The organism is Streptomyces sp. NBC_01190 (assembly GCF_045039895.1).
In the GTDB taxonomy this organism is placed as follows: domain Bacteria; phylum Actinomycetota; class Actinomycetes; order Streptomycetales; family Streptomycetaceae; genus Actinacidiphila.
In genome coordinates, this window is sequence record NZ_CP108580.1 from 6,165,907 (window position 1) to 6,186,628 (window position 20,722).

The window sequence follows — 20,722 nt, forward strand, 5'->3', positions numbered from 1 at the left end:
CGGATTGGGGAACCGAATCAGTTGTCTCGTCCGGGTGGGTATGTCGAATACGGCAGTCCTCCGGCTAAGCTGGGCGATGTCTCAGCAGTTGGACATTGGACATCATCAGGGAGCTGGCGCCGTGACCGAACTCCGTACTCTGCGCAACTACATCGACGGAGAATTCCGCGACGCCGCCGACGGACGCACGACCGAGGTGATCAACCCGGTGACCGGGGAGGCGTACGCGAAAGCGCCGCTCTCCGGGCAGGCGGACGTCGACGCGGCGATGGAGGCCGCCGCGGCGGCGTTCCCGGGCTGGCGGGACAGCACGCCCGCCGAGCGGCAGCGCGCGCTGCTGAAGATCGCCGACGCGGTGGAGGCCCGGGCCGACGAGCTGATCGCCGCGGAGAGCGAGAACACCGGCAAACCGCTCGGGCTGACCGCGAGCGAGGAGATCCCGCCGATGGTCGACCAGATCCGGTTCTTCGCCGGCGCCGCCCGGATGCTGGAGGGCCGCGCCGCGGGGGAGTACATGGAGGGGATGACCTCCATCGTGCGGCGCGAGCCGGTCGGGGTGTGCGCGCAGGTCGCGCCGTGGAACTACCCGATGATGATGGCCGTCTGGAAGTTCGCGCCCGCGCTCGCGGCCGGCAACACGGTGGTGCTCAAGCCGTCCGACACCACCCCCGCCTCCACCGTGCTGCTCGCCGAGATCCTCGGCTCGGTGCTGCCCACCGGCGTCTTCAACGTGATCTGCGGCGACCGCGACACCGGCCGGCTGATGGTCGAGCACCCGGTGCCCGCGATGGCCTCGATCACCGGCTCGGTGCGGGCCGGTAGCGAGGTCGCCGCGGCGGCGGCCAAGGGCGTCAAGCGGGTCCACCTGGAGCTGGGCGGCAAGGCGCCGGTGGTGGTCTTCGACGACCTCGACAGCGAGGCCATCGCCAAGGCGGTCGACGACATCACGGTCGCCGGCTACTTCAACGCCGGGCAGGACTGCACGGCCGCCACCCGCGTCCTGGTGCAGGAGTCGATCCACGACGAGTTCACCGCGGCCCTGGCCAAGGCCGCGGCCGGCCTCAAGACCGGCCTGCCCGACGACGAGGACGTGCTCTACGGCCCGCTCAACAACGCCAACCAGCTCGCCCAGGTCAGCGGCTTCATCGAGCGGCTGCCCGAGCACGCCAAGATCGAGACCGGCGGCCACCGGGTCGGCGAGCGCGGCTACTTCTACGCGCCGACCGTGGTCTCCGGGCTCCGGCAGGACGACGAGATCATCCAGCGCGAGGTCTTCGGACCGGTCATCACCGTGCAGTCCTTCACCGACGAGGACCAGGCGGTGCGGTGGGCCAACGGGGTCGACTACGCGCTCGCGTCATCGGTCTGGACGAAGGACCACGGGCGGGCCATGCGGATGTCGAAGCGGCTCGACTTCGGCTGCGTCTGGATCAACACCCACATCCCGCTGGTCGCCGAGATGCCGCACGGCGGCTTCAAGCAGTCCGGCTACGGCAAGGACCTGTCCGGGTACGGCTTCGAGGACTACACCCGGATCAAGCACGTCATGACGTCGCTGGACGCGTAGCCTCCCTCCACGTACGGCCGGCCCCCGCCCCGTACGCCCGGCCCCCGCACCCCGTACGCCCGGCCCGGTCCTCGCCGACCGGGCCGGGCCGGGGCGGTTCCGGCGGGGGCTCAGCCGGTGTGGCGGGCCAGCAGCCGCTGGAGCGTCTCCAGCCGGTTGGTGGTGATCGCGTCCACACCGTGCCGGACCAGCCGCGCCATGGAGCGCTGCCAGTCGGCGGTCCACACCGCGACCAGCAGCCCCTCCTCGCGCGCCTGGTCGATGGTGCGCGAGTCGGCCAGCGGGAAGCGGAGGTTGAGCCAGCGGGGGCCGAGGTCGGCGAGCAGCGATGTCGGCGGCCGCCGCGAGGTCTTCCACGTCATGGCGATCTCCGCGGTCGGGTCGAGGACCCGGACCGCGACCATGGCGGGCAGCTCACCGCAGAAGTAGACCCGGTCGGCCGCCCCCGAAGCCTTCACCGCCGCCACGGCGGCCGCCGCCGTGTGCCCCTCGTCCGGCAGGTCGAGCAGCAGCCGGCCGGTGCGGTGCCGGTCCAGCTCGGCCAGCGCCTCGGCCAGGGTCGGCACCCCGCCGCGGGTGAGCAGGAACACCTCGGCCGCGCTCAGCTCGGCGACCGGCCGGTCGGACCCCCACAGCCGTTCCAGCGTCGGGTCGTGCAGCAGCACCGGCACCCCGTCGCGGCTGGTCCTGACGTCGACCTCCACCACGTCCGCGCCCTTGAGCAGCGCCGAGCGCACCGAGGCCAGGGTGTTCTCGCGGAAGTGGTACGGGTCGCCGCGGTGGGCGACCGCCTGTGTCGTCACCCGGAGGTCGGCCACCGCCGGTCACCCCCAGGCCGCGGTGTAGGCGTCGATCTCCGCCGCCAGCGCCCGCTTGCCCGCCGGGTCCAGGAACGACACCTCGACCGCGTTCTTCGCCAGCGCCGCGACCCCCGCCGGGTCCAGCTCAAGCAGCCGGGCGGCGACCGCGTACTCGCGGTTGAGGTCGGTGCCGAACATCGGCGGGTCGTCGCTGTTCACCGTGACCAGCACCCCCGCGTCGACCATCGCCCGGATCGGGTGCTCGTCCAGCGAGGGCACCGCCCGCGTGGCGACGTTCGAGGTCGGGCAGACCTCCAGCGGGACGCGGTGCTCGGCCAGGTACGCCAGCAGCAGGGGGTCCTGGACGGCGCTGGTGCCGTGGCCGATGCGTTCGGCGCCCAGCTCGTTGATCGCGTCCCAGATCGTCTGCGGCCCGGTGGTCTCGCCGGCGTGCGGCACGCTGTGCAGGCCGGCCGCGCGCGCCCGGTCGAAGTACGGCTTGAACTGCGGGCGCGGCACGCCGATCTCCGGACCGCCGAGACCGAAGGACACCAGCCCCTCCGGCCGCAGGTCCAGGGCGAGCCGCTCGGTCTCCGCCGCCGACGGCAGACCCGCCTCACCGGGGATGTCGAAGCACCAGCGCAGTATCACGCCGAGTTCGCTCTCGGCCGCCTTCCTGGCGTCCTCTATGGCCGCCATGAACGCCTCGCCGGGGATGCCGCGCCGGGTCGATGAGTACGGGGTGACGGTCAGTTCCGCGTACCGGATGTTCTGCCGGGCCATGTCCCTGGCCACCTCGAAGGTGAGCAGCCGGACGTCCTCGGCGTCCCTGATCAGGTCGACCACCGACAGGTAGACCTGGATGAAGTGGGCGAAGTCCCGGAAGCTGAAGTAGTCCGCCAGCGCCGCCGGATCGGTCGGAACCGCCGAGTCGGGGTGCCGGGCGGCCAGTTCGGCGACGATCCGCGGCGACGCCGATCCCACGTGGTGGACGTGCAGCTCGGCCTTGGGCAGCCCGGCGATGAAGGCGTCGAGTCCGCCGCCGGCCCCGCTCGCCTCGGAGAGGGTCGCCTGGCCGGTCGCGATGTCGGGCATGGGGGGTCCTTCCACGGGGCAGCTCCTGGCCCATCATCCTAGGCGGCCGCGCCGACAGGGCAGCGGGCACCGGGCCCCGCGCCGGGCCCGGCCGCGCCCCGGCGGCCCGCACCCGGTGACAGAAGCGGGCCGAGACAGGATGGGCACAGAATTCGTCGCTTAACCAAAAGGCAACAACGGAATCCCTTGTTGACCGGCGGCTCCTCTGTCAGGATCAGCCACCAATCCAGGCTTTGGCCACGGCGTGAAGGACGGGGCACGGAGGCGAGGAGAGGCGTGATGCACCACGTGACGGACGCGGGGGAGCGGTTCGGCGGCGCCCAGTACATCGCGGGCGGGCCGCGGGTCGGCACGGGCACCGGCACGTACTCCGTGGTGGACCCCGCCACCGGGCAAACGGTGTGGACGTACCGGACCGCCGGGCCCGCCGACGTGGACGCGGCGGTGGCCGCCGCCAAGGCGGCGCTGCCGGACTGGGCGGACGCGACCCCGGGAGAACGCTCCGACGCGCTGCACCGGCTGGCCGGCGCGCTGGCGGACCGCGCCGACGGACTGGCCCGGGCCGAATCGCTCCAGTGCGGCAAACCCATCCGGCTGAGCAGCGGCTTCGACGTCCCCGGCACCGTGGACAACACCGCGTTCTTCGCCGGCGCCGCCCGGCACCTGGAGGGCCGGGCCGCCGCCGAGTACAGCCCGGACCACACCTCGTACGTGCGGCGGGAACCGCTCGGCGTCATCGGCTCCATCGCGCCCTGGAACTACCCGCTCCAGATGGCCGCCTGGAAGATCCTGCCGGCGATCGCGGCCGGCAACACCATCGTGCTCAAACCGGCCGAACTCACCCCGCTGACCGCGCTGATGTTCGCCGAGGCCGCCACCGAGGCCGGGCTGCCCGCCGGGGTGGTCAACATCGTCACCGGCACCGGAAGGGAAGCCGGCGAGCACCTCGTCGCCCACCCGGACGTGGCGATGACCTCCTTCACCGGCTCCACCGCGGTCGGCCGCCGCATCGCCGAACTCGCCGCCGGCACCGTCAAACGCCTCCACCTGGAGCTGGGCGGCAAAGCACCGTTCGTGGTCTTCGACGACGCCGACCCGGAGGCCGCCGCACACGGCGCGGTCGCCGCCGCGCTGATCAACAGCGGCCAGGACTGCACCGCCGCGACCCGTGCCTACGTGCAACGGCCGCTGTACGACGCCTTCGTCGCCGCGGTGGCCGATCTGATGGCGGCGGTGGTCCTCGGCGACCCCTTCGACCCGGCGACCGACCTCGGGCCGCTGATCTCCTTCGCGCACCGCGACCGGGTGGCCGCACTCGTGTCCCGGGCCCGCGGCTACGCCACCGTCGTCACCGGCGGCGCCGCGCCCGGCGACAAGCTCGCGGCCGGCGCGTACTACCGCCCCACGCTGATCACCGGCGCCCCGCAGCACAGCGAGGCCGTACAGCAGGAGATCTTCGGGCCGGTGCTCGCCGTACTGCCCTTCGACAGTGACGACGAGGGGCTGGCGCTGGCCAACGACACGCCGTACGGTCTGGCCGCGTCCGCCTGGACCCGCGATGTCTACCGGGCCGGCCGCGCCACCCGGGAACTGCGGGCCGGCTGCGTCTGGATCAACGACCACATCCCGATCGTCAGCGAGATGCCGCACGGCGGCGCCAAGGCCTCCGGCTACGGCAAGGACATGTCCGGGTACTCCTTCGAGGAGTACACCCAGGTCAAGCACGTCATGTACGACACCACCGCGGTCGCTCGGAAGGACTGGCACCGCACCGTCTTCGCCGACCCCCGACCGTAGGACGCGCCACCGCAGCCACCCCGCGACCGCGCCCCGATCCCCGCACCGAACGCTGACGACCCCCCGCCTCGATCCCGTACGACCCCCGTACCGATCCCGTAGAGATCCCCCGCACCTGACCCTCATCGTCCCGGCGTCCCCCCGGCCGGCCCCTCGGAAGGGCACCACCATGGAGCAGTTCGAGACCCTCTCCCCGCCGCAGCGTGCGGCGACCCTGCGCAGCCTGACCGGCGGCCGCGCCGCGCTGGCCCGCCGGTCGCTGCTGCGTGCCGGGGCACTCGGCGCGGTCGCCTCCGCCGGGCTCACCGCGTGCGGCATCCCCGCCGCCGGCCGGCAGGGCGACGCGGTCGCCTCGACCGACCACTCCGCGCGGGAGAAGGTCGTCGACTTCTCCAACTGGACCGAGTACATCGACGTCTCGGACGACGGCAAGCACCGCCCCACCCTGGAAGCCTTCACCCAGCGCACCGGCATCAAGGTCAAGTACACCGAGGACATCAACGACAACATCGAGTTCTTCGGCAAGATCAAGCCGCAACTGGCGGCCGGCCAGGACACCGGCCGCGACCTGATGGTGCTCACCGACTGGCTGGCCGGCCGGATGATCCGCCTCGGCTGGGTGCAGAAACTCGACGCCGCCAACCTGCCGCACGCCTACGCCAACCTGGAGCAGCGCTTCCGCAGCCCCGACTGGGACCCCGGCCGCGCCTACTCCTACCCCTGGCAGGGCATCGCCACCTGTATCGCCTACAACAAGAAGGCCACCGGCGGCCGCAAGGTCACCAGCATCGCCCAACTCCTGGAGGACCGCAGCCTCAAGGGCAAGGTCGCGATGCTCTCCGAGATGCGCGACACCGTCGGGATGACCCTGCTCGACATGGGCGAGAAGCCCGAGGCGGTCACCGACGACACCTACGACGCGGCCATCGCTCGGATCCAAAAGGCCGTCGACAACCAGCAGATCCGCAAGTTCACCGGCAACGAGTACACCGACGGTCTCAGCAAGGGCGACATCGCCGCCTGCGTCGCCTGGGCCGGCGACCTGGTGCAGCTCAGGATCGACGACCCGAACATCGAGTACGTCTTCCCCGACTCCGGGTTCCTCTCCTCGACCGACAACATGCTGATCCCCAACAAGGCGCGCCACAAGACCAACGCCGAGAAGATCATGGACTACTACTACGAGCCCCCGGTGGCCGCCCAGTTGTCGGCGTACATCAACTACGTGTGCCCGGTGGCCGGAGTGAAGCCCTATCTGACGAAGATCGACCCCTCGCTCGCCGCCAATCCGCTGATCCTCCCGGACGCGGCCATGGACGCCAAGACGCACGCGTTCCGCTCGCTCAGCGACGCCGAGGACTCGCGCTACGAGGCCAAGTTCTCCAAGCTCATCGGTGCCTGACCCGGCCCGGCTTCCGGCAGTTCTTCGCAGACCGCCGCAGCTCGTCGCAGACCAGAGGACATTCCCATGACAACCCCAAGCACCAGCGCAGCCGGCGCCGAAGCGCCCGCTCCCGAGGCTCCGCCGGGACCCGACGCCGCCGTCCGGCTCACCGGCATCAGCAAGGCGTACGGCTCCTTCACCGCCGTGCACCCGCTCGACCTGGCCGTGCCGGCCGGCTCGTTCTTCGCCCTGCTCGGCGCGTCCGGCTGCGGCAAGACCACCACGCTGCGGATGATCGCCGGCCTGGAGACCCCGTCGTCCGGCTCGGTGCTGCTCGGCGGCCAGGACGTCACCGTCCTGCCGCCCTACAAGCGCCCGGTCAACACCGTCTTCCAGAACTACGCGCTCTTCCCGCACCTGGATGTCTACGAGAACGTCGCCTTCGGACTGCGCCGGCGCGGCATCAAGTCGGTGAAGAAGCAGGTCGGCGAGATGCTGGACCTGGTGCAGCTCGGCCCGCTGGCCCGCCGCAGGCCCAGCCAGCTCTCCGGCGGCCAGCAGCAGCGCGTGGCCGTCGCCCGCGCCCTGATCAACCAGCCGAAGGTGCTGCTGCTCGACGAACCGCTGGGCGCCCTCGACCTGAAGCTGCGGCGGCAGATGCAGCTCGAACTCAAGAGGATCCAGACCGAGGTCGGCATCACCTTCGTCCACGTCACCCACGACCAGGAGGAGGCCATGACGATGGCCGACACCGTCGCGGTGATGAACGCCGGCCGCGTCGAGCAACTGGGCGCGCCCGCCGACCTGTACGAGAACCCGTCCTCGACCTTCGTGGCGAACTTCCTCGGCACCTCCAACCTGATCGCCGCCGAGGTGACCGGCGCCGGCGGCGACCGGCTCCACCTGGAGTCGGCCGGGCAGCGGCTGACGCTGCCCGCCGCGCGCCTGCGCTCTCCCGTCGCGGTCGGCGGCCGGGTGCTCGCCGGGGTCCGCCCGGAGAAGATCACCCTCACCCACCGCGACGACGAGGACGCGATACCCGAGGGCCGCAACCGGGTCCAGGGCCGGATCGTCGACTCCAGCTTCATCGGCGTGTCCACCCAGTACGTGGTGGACAGCCCCGTCTGCCCGGAGCTGGAGGTGTTCGTGCCCAACGTGGAGCGCGACGGCCGGCTCGTCCCCGGCGCCCCCGTCGTCCTGCACTGGAACCCCGAGCACACCTTCGGGCTCGACGCCGACCAGGACATCGACGCCGGTGTCGACCCGGAAGCCGGGGAGGCCGCCGGATGAGCGCCGCCGCCACGCCCGCCGCCACACCCGTCGGCGACCCGCAGCCGACCGGCGAGCCCGCGCCCGCCCCGCTGCCGCCCGCCCTGCGCAAGGCCGTCAGGCGCCGCCGCCTCGTCCCCTACCTGCTGCTGCTCGCCGGTGTCGCCTGGCTGCTGGTCTTCTTCGTCGCCCCGATGATCTACCAGGCGTCGACCTCCGTGCAGACCGGCACCCTGGAGGACGGCTTCAAGGTCACCTGGCACTTCGCCACCTACTGGCACGCCCTCGACGCGTACTGGCCGCACTTCCTGCGCTCGCTCGCCTACGCCGGCATCGCCACCGTGCTGTGCCTGGCGATCGGCTACCCGCTGGCGTACACCATCGCCTTCCGGGCCGGCCGCTGGCGCAACGTGGTGCTGATCCTGGTGATCGCGCCCTTCTTCACCAGCTTCCTGATCCGCACCCTGGCCTGGGAGACGATCCTCGCCGACCAGAGCCCGGTGGTGACCTTCCTGGGCGACATCCGGCTGCTGGACGTCACCTCCTGGCTTGGCATCACCCAGGGCGACCGGGTGCTGGCCACCCCGCTCGCGGTGGTCTGCGGCCTGACCTACAACTTCCTGCCCTTCATGATCCTGCCGCTCTACACCTCTCTCGAACGGGTGGACGGCCGGCTGCACGAAGCGTCGGGCGACCTCTACGCGACCCCGTTCACCACCTTCCGCAAGGTGACCTTCCCGCTGTCCATGCCCGGTGTGGTGGCCGGCACCCTGCTCACCTTCATCCCCGCCTCCGGCGACTACATCAACGCCGAACTGCTCGGCTCCACCAATCAGCAGATGATCGGCAACGTCATCGAATCGCAGTTCCTGCGGGTCCTCGACTACCCGACGGCCGCCGCCCTGTCCTTCATCCTGATGGCGGTCATCCTCGGCATCGTCACCCTCTACGTCCGCAGGGCCGGAACGGAGGAACTGGTCTGATGCGCCCGACACGGTGGCTGCGCAAGAACCTCGTGGTGCTCGCCGGGGTGCTCACCCTGGCCTACCTCATCCTGCCCAACGTGGTGGTGCTGCTCTTCTCCTTCAACAAGCCGAAGAGCCGCTTCAACTACACCTGGAACCACTTCTCCACCGACGCCTGGACCCACCCCTGCGACGTGGCCGGCATGTGCGGCTCGCTCACCCTGAGTCTGAAGATCGCCGTCTACGCCACCATCGGCGCGACCGTGCTCGGCACCCTCACCGCCTTCGCGCTGGCCCGCTACCGGTTCCGCGGCCGGGCCGCCACCAACATGCTGATCTTCCTGCCGATGGCGATGCCCGAAGTGGTGATGGGCGCCTCCCTGGGCACCCTCTTCCTCAACATGCGGATCCAGTTCGGGTTCTGGACCATCCTCATCGCGCACATCATGTTCTGCCTGAGCTTCGTGGTCACCGCGGTCAAGGCCCGGGTGATGAGCATGGACCCGCGGCTGGAGCAGGCGGCGCAGGACCTCTACGCCACCCCCGTGCAGACGTTCCTGCGGATCACGCTGCCGCTGGCCGCCCCCGGCATCGCGGCCGGCGCGCTGCTGTCCTTCGCGCTCTCCTTCGACGACTACATCATCACCAGCTTCAACGCGGGCAACACGGTGACCTTCCCGATGTTCGTCTGGGGCTCCGCGCAGCGCGGCACCCCGGTCCAGGTCAATGTGATCGGTACCGCGATGTTCGTGATCGCCGTGCTGCTGGTGGTCGCCGGGCAGCTCGTCGGCGGCCGCCGCAGGGCGCGCGCCTGACACCGTGCCAGGGCCGTCCGCGGCCCCGCGGACCCGTGCGACCGTGAAAGTGGGAGAACCATGGACCCAGCCCGCAGCCTCGCCGACACCGAGCCGGCCCCGTACTGGCTGGACGACCCCGGCCGCCCCGCCGCCCGGCCGGCGCTCACCGGCACGGCGGAGTGCGACCTGCTGGTGATCGGCGGCGGCTACAGCGGGCTGTGGACGGCGCTGCTCGCCAAGGAGCGCGACCCCGACCGCGACGTGATGCTCATCGAGGCCGACCGGATCGGCTGGGCCGCCTCCGGCCGCAACGGCGGCTTCTGCGCGGCCAGCCTCACCCACGGGGTCTTCAACGGACTGGCCCGCTGGCCCGGCGAGTTCGACCTGCTCCAGGAGCTCGGCGACCGCAACCTCGACGCCATCGAAGCGGCGGTCGAACGGCACGGTCTCGACTGCGACTTCGAACGGACCGGCGAGATCGACGTGGCCACCGCCGACCACCAGTGGCAGGAGCTGCGCGAGGCGCACCGCACCGCGACGCGGCACGGCCTGGACCTCAAGCTGCTCGACCGCGACCAGGTACGCGCCGAGGTCGACTCGCCGACCTTCCGCGGCGGCCTGCTCGACGAGCGCGGCGTCGCCCTGGTGCACCCCGCCAAACTCGCCTGGGGCCTGGCCCGCGCCGCCGCCCGCCTCGGCGTACGCGTGCACGAGCGCACCCCGGCCACCGCGCTGGCCCGGCACGGCGCCGCGCTGGCGGTCCGCACGCCGTACGGCGGGATCCGCGCCCGCCGGGTGGCACTCGGTACCGGCGTCTTCCCCTCGCTGATCCGCCGGGTCCGCCCGTACACCGTCCCCGTCTACGACTACGCGCTGACCACCGAGCCGCTCAGCGACGCCCAGCGCGACGCCATCGGCTGGCGCGGCCGGCAGGGGCTCGGCGACAGCGCCAACCAGTTCCACTACTTCCGGCTCACCGCCGACAACCGTGTCCTGTGGGGCGGCTACGACGCGATCTATCCGCGCGGCGGCCGGATCGACGCCGCCTACGACCGGCGTCCGGAGACCTATCTGAAGCTGGCCCGGCAGTTCTTCGACTGCTTCCCGCAGTTGGCGGGGCTGCGGTTCAGCCACAGCTGGGGCGGGGTGATCGACACCTGCACCCGCTTCTCGGCGTTCTTCGGCACCGCGTACGGCGGCCGGGTCGCCTACGCGGCCGGCTACACCGGGCTCGGCGTCGGGGCCACCCGCTTCGGCGCCGAGGTGATGCTCGATCTGCTCGCCGGCCGGGCCACCGAACGCACCGGCCTCGACATGGTGCGGCGCCGGCCGCTGCCGTTCCCGCCGGAGCCGTTCGCCTCGGCCGGGATCGGGCTCACCCGCTGGTCACTGGCGCGGGCCGACGACTCCGGTGGCCGGCGCAATCTCTGGCTGCGGATGATGGACCGGGCCGGCCTCGGCTTCGACAGCTGATCCGGTGATCCGGCGATCCGTGATCCGGCCGCGGCCGTGGCGGACGCCGTGACCGGCGCCACGCCAGATGAGCGGCGCAAGCCGCGTAATGAACCGCCCCGAACCCGGTCTCTCCCGTGTGGCGTCAACCGCCGCAGGGGGCACGTGGAGCGAAGGAGGGGCCGGCATGGGCGGGACCGGACCGAAGAGCGCGGTCGACTGGCTGGTGTCGGTGGCGGCCGACCCGGAAAGCTGCCGCTTCGAGTGGGAACGCAACCCGCTGGGTGTGACGCTGCTGCCCGCCGGGCGGCTCTGGGACGTGCTGATCCTCCCCGGCGAGCTGGGCTACGCCACGCTGGACGTGCTGGTCCGGCTGGTGCACCGGCCGGGTCCCGTCCTCGCCGACTTCGCCGACTCACGGACCGGATTCCTCGTACCGCCCGGCACCGCCGACCGCTGGCTCGGCACCGGCGTCCGGGCGGCCGGGCACGGCACCTGGATCGTCGTGCCGTATCCCGGCCGGCCCTCCGGCGGTGTGCGCTGGCTGGTCCCGCCGGACGGCACCGGACACCTCACCGACCCGGTGGTGCTGGAACTGGCCATGCACGAGGCGGCGGCGCGGCTCGCCGACGGATGACCGCCGAGCCGGCCCACGCGGCGCTTGTGGCCGGCACTCACCATGACCACACTCGAACCTCAGACGACGGAAGGCTCACTCGTGACGGCCACGCACATCACCCACTGGATCGCCGGACAGCCCTGGCGCGGCGACGCGCCACGGCACGGCGACGTCTACGACCCCGCCACCGGACGGATCACCGGGCAGGTGGACCTGGCCGGCCCCGAGGTGGTGGACGAGGCGGTCGCCGCCGCCCGCACCGCCTTCCAGGAGTGGCGGCACGCCTCCGTCGCCAAACGCACCACCGTGCTCTTCGCCTTCCGCGAACTCCTCAACGCCCGCCGGGAGGAACTCGCCGCGGTCATCGTCGCCGAGCACGGCAAGGTGCACTCCGACGCGCTCGGCGAGATCGCCCGCGGCCTCGAAGTGGTCGAGTACGCCTGCGGCATCCCGCAGCTCGTCAAGGGTGGCTACACCGAGCAGGCCTCCACCGGTGTCGACGTCTACTCCATCCGGCAGCCGCTCGGCCCCGTCGCCGTCATCTCCCCGTTCAACTTCCCGGCCATGGTGCCGATGTGGTTCTTCCCGATCGCCATCGCGGCCGGCAACACGGTGGTCGTCAAACCGTCGGAGAAGGACCCGTCGGCCGCGAACTTCCTGGCCGCCCTGTGGCGTGAGGCCGGGCTGCCGGACGGCGTCTTCAACGTCGTGCACGGCGACAAGCCGGCCGTCGACCGGCTGCTCGAACACCCCGACATCAAGGCGGTGTCCTTCGTCGGCTCCACCCCGGTCGCCCGCTACGTGTACGAGACCGGCACCCGGCACGGCAAGCGGGTGCAGGCGCTCGGCGGCGCCAAGAACCACATGCTGGTGCTGCCCGACGCCGATCTGGACCTGGCCGCGGACGCCGCCGTCAACGCCGGCTTCGGCGCGGCCGGCGAACGCTGCATGGCGGTGTCCGTGCTGGTCGCTGTCGACCCGGTCGGGGACCGGCTGGTCGAGCGGATCGGCCGGCGCATCGCCGGCCTGACCGTGGGACCCGGCTCCGCCCCCGGCTCCGAGATGGGCCCGCTGGTCACCGGCGCCCACCGCGACAAGGTCACCGCCTACCTCGACAGCGGCGTCACCGACGGGGCCGCCCTCGCGGTGGACGGGCGCAAGCACCCGATCGAGGGCGAGGCCGCGGGCTTCTGGCTCGGCCCCACCCTCTTCGACCACGTCAGGCCCGGCATGTCGGTCTACGACGACGAGATCTTCGGCCCGGTCCTCTCGGTGGTCCGGGTCGCCTCCTACGACGAGGGGCTCGCGCTGATCAACGCCAACCCCTACGGCAACGGCGCGGCGGTCTTCACCAACGACGGGGGCGCCGCGCGCCGCTTCCAGCACGAGGTCGAGGTGGGCATGGTCGGCATCAACGTGCCCATCCCGGTGCCGGTCGCCTACTACTCCTTCGGCGGCTGGAAGTCCTCCCTCTTCGGCGACGCGCACGCCTACGGCGAGGAGGGCGTCAAGTTCTTCACCCGGGGCAAGGCGGTCACCGCCCGCTGGCTCGACCCCTCCCACGGCGGGATCAACCTCGGCTTCCCGACCAACAGCTAGCGTCTGTCGCCGACCGGGCCGCCGTCAGGTCCCGCCGGCCCCGCCGGTCCCGCTGTCAGGTCCTGCCGGTCCGGCCGGTGCACCGCCGTCACGGCCGCCGCCACCACCGTCAGCAGGCTCAGCGTCAGCGACCAACTGGCGAGCACGTCGAGCGGCCAGTGGTAGTCGCACCAGACCAGGGAGAAACCGACCAGGAGGAGCAGCAGGGGCGTGCCCGCGAGCAGCACCAGCCGGGCCGCCCCGCCGCGTACCCAGGGAAGCAGCAGCAGGGCCGCGGCGCCGTACGCGACCGCCGAGGTCGCGGTGTGGCCGGACGGGAAGTAGCCGTAGCCGGAGGGGTCGGGCACCGTCCGGCCGGGGGCGGGCCGCCCCACCGCGTCCTTGGCCACCGTCACCACGACCGGCAGCACCACGATCACCAGCAGGGCCGCGGCGGGCGGCAGCCAGCCGCGCGGCAGCCCGGCCCGGCGGCCGAGCCAGCCCGCCAGACACACCGCCGCCAGCAGCACCGGCACCGCGACCTCGATATTGCCCAGCTTGCAGAAGTAGTGGGCGGTGGTGGTGAACCAGGGGTGCGCGGCGGCCTCCCGCCGGAACCAGCCGAGCACCGCCGCGTCGCGGCCCACCAGCGGTCCGTGCGAGGACACCTGCCAGGTGAGCGCCGCGAACAGCACCACCCCGAGGGTGAACAGCCAAATGAGCCGCCCCGGAACAGGGGGGAGAGTTACGGGGCGGCCAGGGCGACCGCCGTACCGTCCGTCCCGGGGGGTGTGGGACGGACGGCCGACCGATCGGCGAGGATTGCCGGGGCCAACGGACCCGGCGGTGTCGTGCGCGAGGGCACTGCCGTGCCGGTGATGGGGATTCACCGGCGCGTTGCCGCCCGTGGAGTTCTGGGGAGTCCGCCACGAGCGGGGTGTTCTTCGGAAACCGTACGTCACAGAAGTCTCTCCAGGGCGCGAACTCACCCGTCCGCCATCAGGCCCGCACACCTTCTTCACGACCCTGTCCGCCCCCTGCCATAGCGCCGGATCCGTGCCCGACTCGTGCCGTTCGCATGCCGCACTCATGCCGTGCGCATACCGGAATTCGTACCGGAACCCGTAGCGGAATTCATACCGGCCTTCACGCCGGACTCAGCACCGGGCTCACACCGCGGCGAAGGCGTCCTCGATGATGTCGAGGCCCTCGCCCAGCAAATCCTCCCCGATGACGAGCGGCGGCAGGAAGCGCAACACGTTTCCGTACGTCCCACAGGTGAGAACGATCAGCCCGGCCGCGTGGCACGCCTTCGCCACCGCCGAGGTGACCGCCGGGTTGGGCTCCTTGGTGCCCGGCTCGACCAGCTCCACCGCGATCATCGCGCCGCGCCCGCGGACCTCGCCGATCACCGGGAACTTCTCCCGCATCGCCTCCAGCCGGGGCGTCATCAGCTCGCCGATCCGCCGGGCCCGGGCCGGCAGGTCCAGCTCCCGCATCGTCTCGATCGCACCGAGCGCCGCCGCACACGCCACCGGGTTGCCGCCGTAGGTGCCGCCGAGGCCGCCGGAGTGCGCCGCGTCCATGATCTCAGCCCGGCCGGTCACCGCGGCCAGCGGCAGGCCGCCGGCGATGCCCTTCGCGGTGGTGATCAGATCCGGCACGATGCCCTCGTCCTCGCAGGCGAACCACTGGCCGGTCCGGCAGAAGCCGGTCTGGATCTCGTCCGCCACGAAGACGATGCCGTTGTCCTTGGCGAACTGGGCGATGCGCGGCAGGAAGCCCTTGGCCGGCTCGATGAAGCCGCCCTCACCGGAGATCGGCTCGATCACGATCGCCGCCACGTGCTCGGCGCCGATCTGCTTGGTGATCTGGTCGATCGCCTGCGCCGCCGCCTCCTCCGCTGCGTGCTCCGGGCCGGTCAGCCAGCGGTAGCCGTAGGCCAGCGGCACCCGGTAGACCTCGGGCGCGAAGGGCCCGAAGCCCTCCTTGTACGGCATGTTCTTCGCGGTCAGCGCCATCGTGAGGTTGGTGCGGCCGTGGTAGCCGTGGTCGAAGACGACGACCGCGGGGCGCTTGGTGTAGGCGCGGGCGATCTTCACCGCGTTCTCCACCGCCTCGGCGCCCGAGTTGAAGAGCGCCGACTTCTTGGGGTGGTCGCCCGGGGTCAGTTCGGCGAGCTGCTCCGCGACCTCCACGTACCCCTCGTACGGGGTGATCATGAAACAGGTGTGGGTGAAGTCGGCGAGCTGCTCGGTGGCCCGGCGCACCACGGCCGGCGCGCTGTTGCCCACCGAGGTGACGGCGATGCCCGAGCCGAAGTCGATCAGCCGGTTGCCGTCCACGTCCTCCACCACACCGCCGCCGGCCCGCGTCACGAACACCGGCAGGGTGACGCCGACCCCGTCCGCGACCGCCGCGCTCTTCCTGGCCATCAGCTCCTGCGACTTCGGGCCGGGGATGGCGGTGACGAGCCGGCGCTCCTGGGGCAGATCGGTCATGGGGGGCACTCTCCTCGTGGGCGACGGGCGACGGGTGATGCGGAAACCCGGTGATCGGTCCGTGCGGTGATCGGTCGATTCTTCCCGCAGGTTAGGCCGGGGCGCGGCCGGACCGCATACGCCGATCGGTAACACTGCCGGGTCCGGTTGCGCCGGATCGGACAGTGCGGCCGGCGGCCGCGTGCATCCGGCCACGGTCCGGCCGCCCGCGGGCGCCGCCGCGGACAGCGGGGCCCCTGCCCCGGTACCGGCAAGATCCTTTTACCGGCGTAGCGGCTCGACTACATTGTGCGCATCGTCGAAGCGACGAAGCGTCGAAGCGACGAAGCGTCGAAGCGTCGAAGCGACGAAGCGACGAGAGACGACGAGACGACGGGCGACGAGGGGCGAGGGGCAGCACGCCATGGACGCCATGGATCACGAGGGCGGGTACCGCTCCGCGGGCCCGTACGGGGACAGCGCGCCCCACAAGCCCGCCGGCGCTCCCGTGCCGCGCCCCGCCGGGCCGCCGCCGATGCCGGCGCAAGCGCCCCCGGCGTCCGCGCTGGAGATCTGGCTGCGCACACCGCGGGCGATCGACGCGCCCGGTGTCTACGGCTTCGCCCACACCCCCCGCGCCGCCCCCGACCCCGACCGGCTGCCGGCCCGGCACCTGCTCGGCCTCGCCGTCCTCACCGGGCTCGCCGCGATCTTCCTCTGGTCGCTCTTCCTCAACGGCGGCGACCTCGCCTACCAGCTCGTGGCGGGGATCATCCGGGTGTTCCTGCCCGACGCCTGGACCCACGGGGCCTTCTTCTACACGGTCTTCGGCTACTCCGGATACGCGGTGGTGCTCTTCCTGCTGGGGCTGCTGCTCGCCCGCCGCGGCCAGTGGCGCGAGGTCTGGCGCCGCTACGTCCAGCCGGCGCTCGGCAAGCTCTGGGACGAGCCCGCGCCCGGCGCCGCGCCACAGGACGCGCAGAGCGACCCGGTGGAGTGGCCGGAGCTGCGCGCGGCGCGGCAGTACGCGCTCGCCGACCGGCTGGCCGCCGAGGTCCGCACCGGGCGGATGAACGACGTGGACTACACCCGGATCCACCGCGCCTGGACCGGCGTGGCCGCCGACCCCGGCCGGCTCGGCGCCTTCACCGACGCGGTGCTGCGCCACGGCGCGGGCGCCTGCGGCCACCCCTCCGGCGCCCGTGACCTGCCACACCGCGACGCCCCGCACGACCTGCTCAACCGGCAGGTGCGGATCGGCCGGGGCGCCGACGACGAACGCAACCCGTACCAGCACCGGGGCTCCGGTATCGCGCTCGACCCGGCCCTTCTTGGCACCGGGCTGCTCGCGGTCGGTCCGGCCGGCTCCGGCAAGACCCGGCACCTGGTCCGGCCGGTCGTGGAGTCGCTGTGCCTCCAGGCGCTGGCCGGACAGGCCGCGGTGGTCGCGGTCGGGGCGGCCGGCGCCGAGCTGGGCCCGCCCGGCGCCTACGACGTGGTGATCTCGCTCGCCGACCCCACCTCCCGCTACGACCTCGACCTCTACGGCGGCGGCACCGATCCGGACGCCGCGGCGGCCACCCTCGCCGAGGCGCTGCTCGACGGGAACTCCACCGACGAGGGCGAGCTGCGCCGGGCCGGCACCGCGCTCAGCCAGCTCCTCGGCCCCTACGCCGCCGCCCGCGGCCACTTCCCGCCCGTCACCGAGCTGCGCGAACTCCTGGACGGCACCCCGCACGTGTACGCGGCCCTGCGGGAGGCCCTCGACGCCGCGGGCGCGCCCGCCATGGTCCGCGAACTCGACGCCCGGGCCCGGCAGATCGGCCGCCCCGGCGACATCGGTCCCCGGCTGGCCGACCGGGTGGCGCTGCTCGACCGGCCCGCCTTCGCCGGCTTCTTCGACGTCACCGGACGCTCCCGGCCGTTCTCCATGCACGCGCTCGAACACCCGCTGCGGGTCAGGATCGACCTGCCGGAGCGGGGCCACGCCGAGGCGTCCCGCATCCTGGCCCGGCTGGTGCTCGCCCAGTTCACCGCCGCCGTCACCACCCGCCGCGACCGGTCGCTCTTCGCCTGCCTGGTGCTGGACGACGCCGCGCACACCGTCACCGCCGACGCCGTTCGCGGCATGGCCAGGCTGCGCTCCGCCAACGCCGGGATACTGCTGACCCTGCGCACCCTCGACGACGTACCGGAGGCGCTGCGCAGCGCCCTGCTGGGCGCGGTCGGCTGCCGGATGGCGCTGTCCGGCGTCACCACCTGGGACGGCAAGCGCTTCGCCGAGGCATGGGGCACCACCTGGGTGGAGACCCGGGACGTCACCCGCAGCCCCGACCAGTCCGGCGGACTGCTGCGGCGGACCAGCCGGGGCGTGCGGCGGGCGTTCACCGGCGAGGCGGCCACCACCGAGTCCGTCACCGTCCGCAAGGTCGAACGGGAGCGCTGGTCCGCCTCCGAACTGGCGCACGGCGTCCCGGCCGGCCACGCCGTGCTCTCGCTGACCACCACCGCCGGGGACCACGCCCCGCCGGTGCTGCTCGATCTGCGGGCGTGAGCCGGTGGCTCCCGGTGCGGCACAATCGAGGAGCGCGGCCGGCAGCGGCCCGCCCCGACCCGCCGTCCGCTCCGCACCGGACGGCCCCGACCGCACTGTCCACCGGCCTCCCACCGCACGCCAGGACCGTATGCCGCTCACCCTCGCCTCCCTCGTCCAGCACTCGGCGCTCAAGCTCGGCGTCCTCGCCGGAGAGGACCGGCTCGACGCCGTCGTCCGCTGGGTCCACACCAGCGAACTCGACGACCCGGCGCCCTATCTGGAGGGCGGCGAACTGCTGCTCACCACCGGCCTCAAACTGGACGTCGAGGACGCCGGTTTCCTGCGCGGGTACGTACGGCGGCTGGCCGCGGCCGGCGTGGTCGGCCTGGGCTTCGGCGTCGGCGTCGGACACGACGAGGTGCCGCCCGCCCTGGTGAAAGCCGCCGCCGAGGCCCGGCTGCCGCTGCTCGAAGTGCCCCGCGCCACGCCCTTCATCGCCATCAGCAAGGCCGTCTCCGCGGCGGTCGCCGCCGACCAGTACAAGGCGGTCACCGCGGGCTTCGAGGCCCAGCGCGAACTGACCAGGGCCGCGCTCGCCCCCGACGGCACCGGCGCGCTGCTCGCCCGGCTCGCCGCCCACCTGGACGGCTGGGCCGCCCTCTACGACGCCTCGGGCGCCGTGGTGGCCGCCGCCCCGGACTGGGCGGGGCGCCGCGCCGCCCGGCTGGCCGGCGAGATCGACCGGCTCCGCGACACCCCGGCCCCGGCCAGCGCCGCCGTCGCGGGACCGGCCGGCAGCGAGGACCGGGTGGAGTTGCAGTCGCTCGGCACCGGGCGCCGCCCCCGCGGCTTCCTCGCGGTCGGCACCGAGGAGCGCCTCGACACGGCCGCCCGTTATGTCGTGCACTCGGCGGTCGCCCTGCTCACCCTCTCCCTGGAGCAGTCCCGCACCCTCCAGGACGCGCAGGGCAGGCTGGCCGCCGCGCTGCTGCGGATGCTGCTCGCCGGGGAGGCCGCGCACGCCCGCAGCGTCGCCGGGCGCCTGTACGGCACGCTCTTCGACCACCCGCTGCGACTGCTCATCGCCGCGCCAGGGGATGCCGGTACGGTAAGCGCCGCGCACCCCGCCGCCGACGACGCGACGGCCCTGCTCGCCGAGCGGGCCGAGGCCGCCGCGGTCCGGGCCGGCGAGCCCCTGCTCGCGGTGCGCGACGGGGCCCGGCTGATCGTCCTCGCCGCCGAGGACGCGCACTCCTTCGCCACCGCCGTCGACCTCGCCGAGGCCCAGGACGGACTGTCCGCCGGACTGTCCGCCCCGGTCCCGCCGGAGGAGGTGCCCGAGGCGCACCGGCAGGCCGAGAACGCGCTCGCGGTGGCGCTGCGCCGTGGCCTCAGCCTGGTGGAGCACGGCGAGGTGGGCGCCGGCTCGGTGCTGCCGCTGCTCGCGGACGACGCGGTGCGCGCCTTCGCCGAGGGGCTGCTGCGGCCGCTGCGCGAGCACGACTCCACCTCGCGCGGCGACCTGGTGGCCTCGCTGGCGGCCTGGCTCTCCCACCACGGCCAGTGGGACGCGGCGGCGGCGGTCCTGGGCGTCCACCGGCACACCCTGCGCTACCGGATGCGGCGGGTCGAGGAGATCCTGGGACGCTCGCTCGACGACCCGGACGTCCGGATGGAGCTGTGGCTGGCGCTGAAGGTGCTCAAAGAGGGGGAGTAGGCGGCGCCGCGGCGGGCGCGGCGCCCTCGGGCGGCTCCCCGGCCCGAAGCTCTTCGGGCGGCGGCTCTCCGGCCGGAAGCGGCGCGGCCGCGCGGCGCGCCGCCAGGTCCCAGGACAGCCGCACCGTCAGCCCTGCCTCGGCGCCGGCCTCCGCGATGATGCCCAGCAGCTGACCCGACTTCACCGCCAGCTTGAGGCCGAACTCGACCTCGAAGGAGTCGGGGGAGCCCGCGGCGCCGCCCGCCGTGATGGTCTCCGCCGCCCAGCGGCCGATGCCGCGTACGGTGTCGCGGACCTCGTCGAGGGTGAGGGCGACCGCCGAGCCGACGGCGGCCGCGCGGCCGCGCACGCCGACGTCGCCGTAGCCGCCGCTGTCGTCGGGGTGGGTGAAAGGCACCTCGCCGATGACCTCCGCCCGCACGGTCGAGCCGTCCCCCAGCGCGATCGTCACGGTCTCCGCCATCCGTCTTCGCCTCCCCGTATCCCGCGGCCGATCCGCCTCCGACCCGCGGCCGATCCGCCTCCGACCTGCCTCCGACCCGCGCCCGTCCGGCGAGGGGCGGGGACCAGCAGAATATGCGGGGCGGCCGCCCCGCGCGGCGGCTCTGGCCAATCCGTAGCGCCCGGGCGGCCCGGTACTCCGCGGTGGACAACGGCCGCCGCCGG

General features: G+C 73.0%; 16 protein-coding genes. 11 read left to right on the plus strand and 5 right to left on the minus strand.

Annotated features, from left to right (window positions below; translation table 11 throughout):
• Positions 1 to 76: 76 nt before the first annotated feature.
• The gene (locus OG519_RS26035) at positions 77 to 1,567 is read left to right on the plus strand and encodes a gamma-aminobutyraldehyde dehydrogenase (RefSeq protein WP_405588558.1); all 1,491 of its coding nucleotides are present in this window, start codon (positions 77 to 79) and stop codon (positions 1,565 to 1,567) included.
• A 110-nt stretch (positions 1,568 to 1,677) separates the two neighbouring features.
• Here the strand turns inward: OG519_RS26035 and OG519_RS26040 are convergent, their stop codons facing one another.
• The gene (locus OG519_RS26040; RefSeq protein ID WP_405588560.1) at positions 1,678 to 2,385 is read right to left on the minus strand and encodes a glycerophosphodiester phosphodiesterase; all 708 of its coding nucleotides are present in this window, start codon (positions 2,383 to 2,385) and stop codon (positions 1,678 to 1,680) included.
• Between the two features lie 6 nt (positions 2,386 to 2,391).
• Entirely contained in the window at positions 2,392 to 3,462 is a 1,071-nt protein-coding gene (locus OG519_RS26045) for an adenosine deaminase (protein ID WP_405588563.1), read from the minus strand.
• Positions 3,463 to 3,741: 279 nt separating this feature from the next.
• Between OG519_RS26045 and OG519_RS26050 the strand changes: the two genes are divergently transcribed.
• From OG519_RS26050 to OG519_RS26085, 8 genes are all read left to right on the plus strand, one after another.
• On the plus strand, positions 3,742 to 5,259 hold the full coding sequence (locus tag OG519_RS26050; RefSeq protein WP_405588566.1) for a gamma-aminobutyraldehyde dehydrogenase: 1,518 nt from the start codon (positions 3,742 to 3,744) through the stop codon (positions 5,257 to 5,259).
• 169 nt (positions 5,260 to 5,428) lie between these two features.
• The gene (locus tag OG519_RS26055; protein WP_405588569.1) at positions 5,429 to 6,661 is read left to right on the plus strand and encodes a spermidine/putrescine ABC transporter substrate-binding protein; all 1,233 of its coding nucleotides are present in this window, start codon (positions 5,429 to 5,431) and stop codon (positions 6,659 to 6,661) included.
• Between the two features lie 66 nt (positions 6,662 to 6,727).
• Complete coding sequence (locus tag OG519_RS26060; RefSeq protein ID WP_405588572.1) at positions 6,728 to 7,933, plus strand: ABC transporter ATP-binding protein; 1,206 nt, start codon at positions 6,728 to 6,730, stop codon at positions 7,931 to 7,933.
• On the plus strand, positions 7,930 to 8,895 hold the full coding sequence (locus OG519_RS26065; RefSeq protein ID WP_405588574.1) for an ABC transporter permease: 966 nt from the start codon (positions 7,930 to 7,932) through the stop codon (positions 8,893 to 8,895). Before OG519_RS26060 ends, OG519_RS26065 begins: the two co-directional genes overlap by 4 nt.
• Entirely contained in the window at positions 8,895 to 9,692 is a 798-nt protein-coding gene (locus tag OG519_RS26070; RefSeq protein WP_405588577.1) for an ABC transporter permease, read from the plus strand. The genes OG519_RS26065 and OG519_RS26070 overlap by 1 nt, the downstream gene beginning before the upstream one ends.
• Positions 9,693 to 9,752: 60 nt before the next feature.
• Entirely contained in the window at positions 9,753 to 11,147 is a 1,395-nt protein-coding gene (locus OG519_RS26075) for an NAD(P)/FAD-dependent oxidoreductase (RefSeq protein ID WP_405588580.1), read from the plus strand.
• 166 nt (positions 11,148 to 11,313) lie between these two features.
• On the plus strand, positions 11,314 to 11,763 hold the full coding sequence (locus OG519_RS26080; protein ID WP_405588582.1) for a hypothetical protein: 450 nt from the start codon (positions 11,314 to 11,316) through the stop codon (positions 11,761 to 11,763).
• 81 nt (positions 11,764 to 11,844) lie between these two features.
• Positions 11,845 to 13,344 (plus strand): CoA-acylating methylmalonate-semialdehyde dehydrogenase, encoded by a 1,500-nt coding sequence (locus tag OG519_RS26085; RefSeq protein WP_405588585.1) that lies wholly within the window; start codon positions 11,845 to 11,847, stop codon positions 13,342 to 13,344.
• On the opposite strand, the gene OG519_RS26090 is transcribed toward OG519_RS26085, so the two are convergent.
• On the minus strand, positions 13,341 to 14,018 hold the full coding sequence (locus OG519_RS26090; RefSeq protein ID WP_405588588.1) for a phosphatase PAP2 family protein: 678 nt from the start codon (positions 14,016 to 14,018) through the stop codon (positions 13,341 to 13,343). The two genes, OG519_RS26085 and OG519_RS26090, sit on opposite strands and share 4 nt — an antisense overlap.
• A 474-nt stretch (positions 14,019 to 14,492) precedes the next feature.
• Positions 14,493 to 15,824: a 4-aminobutyrate--2-oxoglutarate transaminase gene (gene gabT / locus OG519_RS26095; RefSeq protein ID WP_405588591.1), complete on the minus strand. Its 1,332-nt coding sequence runs from the start codon at positions 15,822 to 15,824 to the stop codon at positions 14,493 to 14,495.
• Positions 15,825 to 16,236: 412 nt separating this feature from the next.
• Between gabT and OG519_RS26100 the strand changes: the two genes are divergently transcribed.
• Positions 16,237 to 18,357, plus strand: coding sequence for an ATP-binding protein (locus tag OG519_RS26100; RefSeq protein ID WP_405593008.1), 2,121 nt, complete (start codon positions 16,237 to 16,239; stop codon positions 18,355 to 18,357).
• 130 nt (positions 18,358 to 18,487) lie between these two features.
• A complete protein-coding gene (locus tag OG519_RS26105) occupies positions 18,488 to 20,056 on the plus strand; it encodes a PucR family transcriptional regulator (RefSeq protein WP_405588594.1) in 1,569 nt (522 codons plus the stop codon).
• On the opposite strand, the gene OG519_RS26110 is transcribed toward OG519_RS26105, so the two are convergent.
• Positions 20,040 to 20,519 (minus strand): CU044_2847 family protein, encoded by a 480-nt coding sequence (locus tag OG519_RS26110; RefSeq protein WP_405588597.1) that lies wholly within the window; start codon positions 20,517 to 20,519, stop codon positions 20,040 to 20,042. The two genes, OG519_RS26105 and OG519_RS26110, sit on opposite strands and share 17 nt — an antisense overlap.
• Positions 20,520 to 20,722 lie beyond the last annotated feature (203 nt).

What these genes read in the sequence shown, in the direction of transcription:
- OG519_RS26060 (WP_405588572.1), top strand. Translation starts at nt 6,728, where the DNA reads ATGACAACCCCAAGCACCAGCGCAGCCGGCGCCGAAGCGCCCGCTCCC.
- OG519_RS26075 (WP_405588580.1), top strand. Translation starts at nt 9,753, where the DNA reads ATGGACCCAGCCCGCAGCCTCGCCGACACCGAGCCGGCCCCGTACTGG.
- OG519_RS26105 (WP_405588594.1), top strand. Translation starts at nt 18,488, where the DNA reads ATGCCGCTCACCCTCGCCTCCCTCGTCCAGCACTCGGCGCTCAAGCTC.
- OG519_RS26080 (WP_405588582.1), top strand. Translation starts at nt 11,314, where the DNA reads ATGGGCGGGACCGGACCGAAGAGCGCGGTCGACTGGCTGGTGTCGGTG.
- OG519_RS26070 (WP_405588577.1), top strand. Translation starts at nt 8,895, where the DNA reads ATGCGCCCGACACGGTGGCTGCGCAAGAACCTCGTGGTGCTCGCCGGG.
- OG519_RS26045 (WP_405588563.1), bottom strand. Translation starts at nt 3,462, where the DNA reads ATGCCCGACATCGCGACCGGCCAGGCGACCCTCTCCGAGGCGAGCGGG.
- OG519_RS26035 (WP_405588558.1), top strand. Translation starts at nt 77, where the DNA reads ATGTCTCAGCAGTTGGACATTGGACATCATCAGGGAGCTGGCGCCGTG.
- OG519_RS26110 (WP_405588597.1), bottom strand. Translation starts at nt 20,519, where the DNA reads ATGGCGGAGACCGTGACGATCGCGCTGGGGGACGGCTCGACCGTGCGG.
- OG519_RS26055 (WP_405588569.1), top strand. Translation starts at nt 5,429, where the DNA reads ATGGAGCAGTTCGAGACCCTCTCCCCGCCGCAGCGTGCGGCGACCCTG.
- OG519_RS26065 (WP_405588574.1), top strand. Translation starts at nt 7,930, where the DNA reads ATGAGCGCCGCCGCCACGCCCGCCGCCACACCCGTCGGCGACCCGCAG.
- OG519_RS26050 (WP_405588566.1), top strand. Translation starts at nt 3,742, where the DNA reads ATGCACCACGTGACGGACGCGGGGGAGCGGTTCGGCGGCGCCCAGTAC.
- gabT (WP_405588591.1), bottom strand. Translation starts at nt 15,824, where the DNA reads ATGACCGATCTGCCCCAGGAGCGCCGGCTCGTCACCGCCATCCCCGGC.
- OG519_RS26100 (WP_405593008.1), top strand. Translation starts at nt 16,237, where the DNA reads ATGGATCACGAGGGCGGGTACCGCTCCGCGGGCCCGTACGGGGACAGC.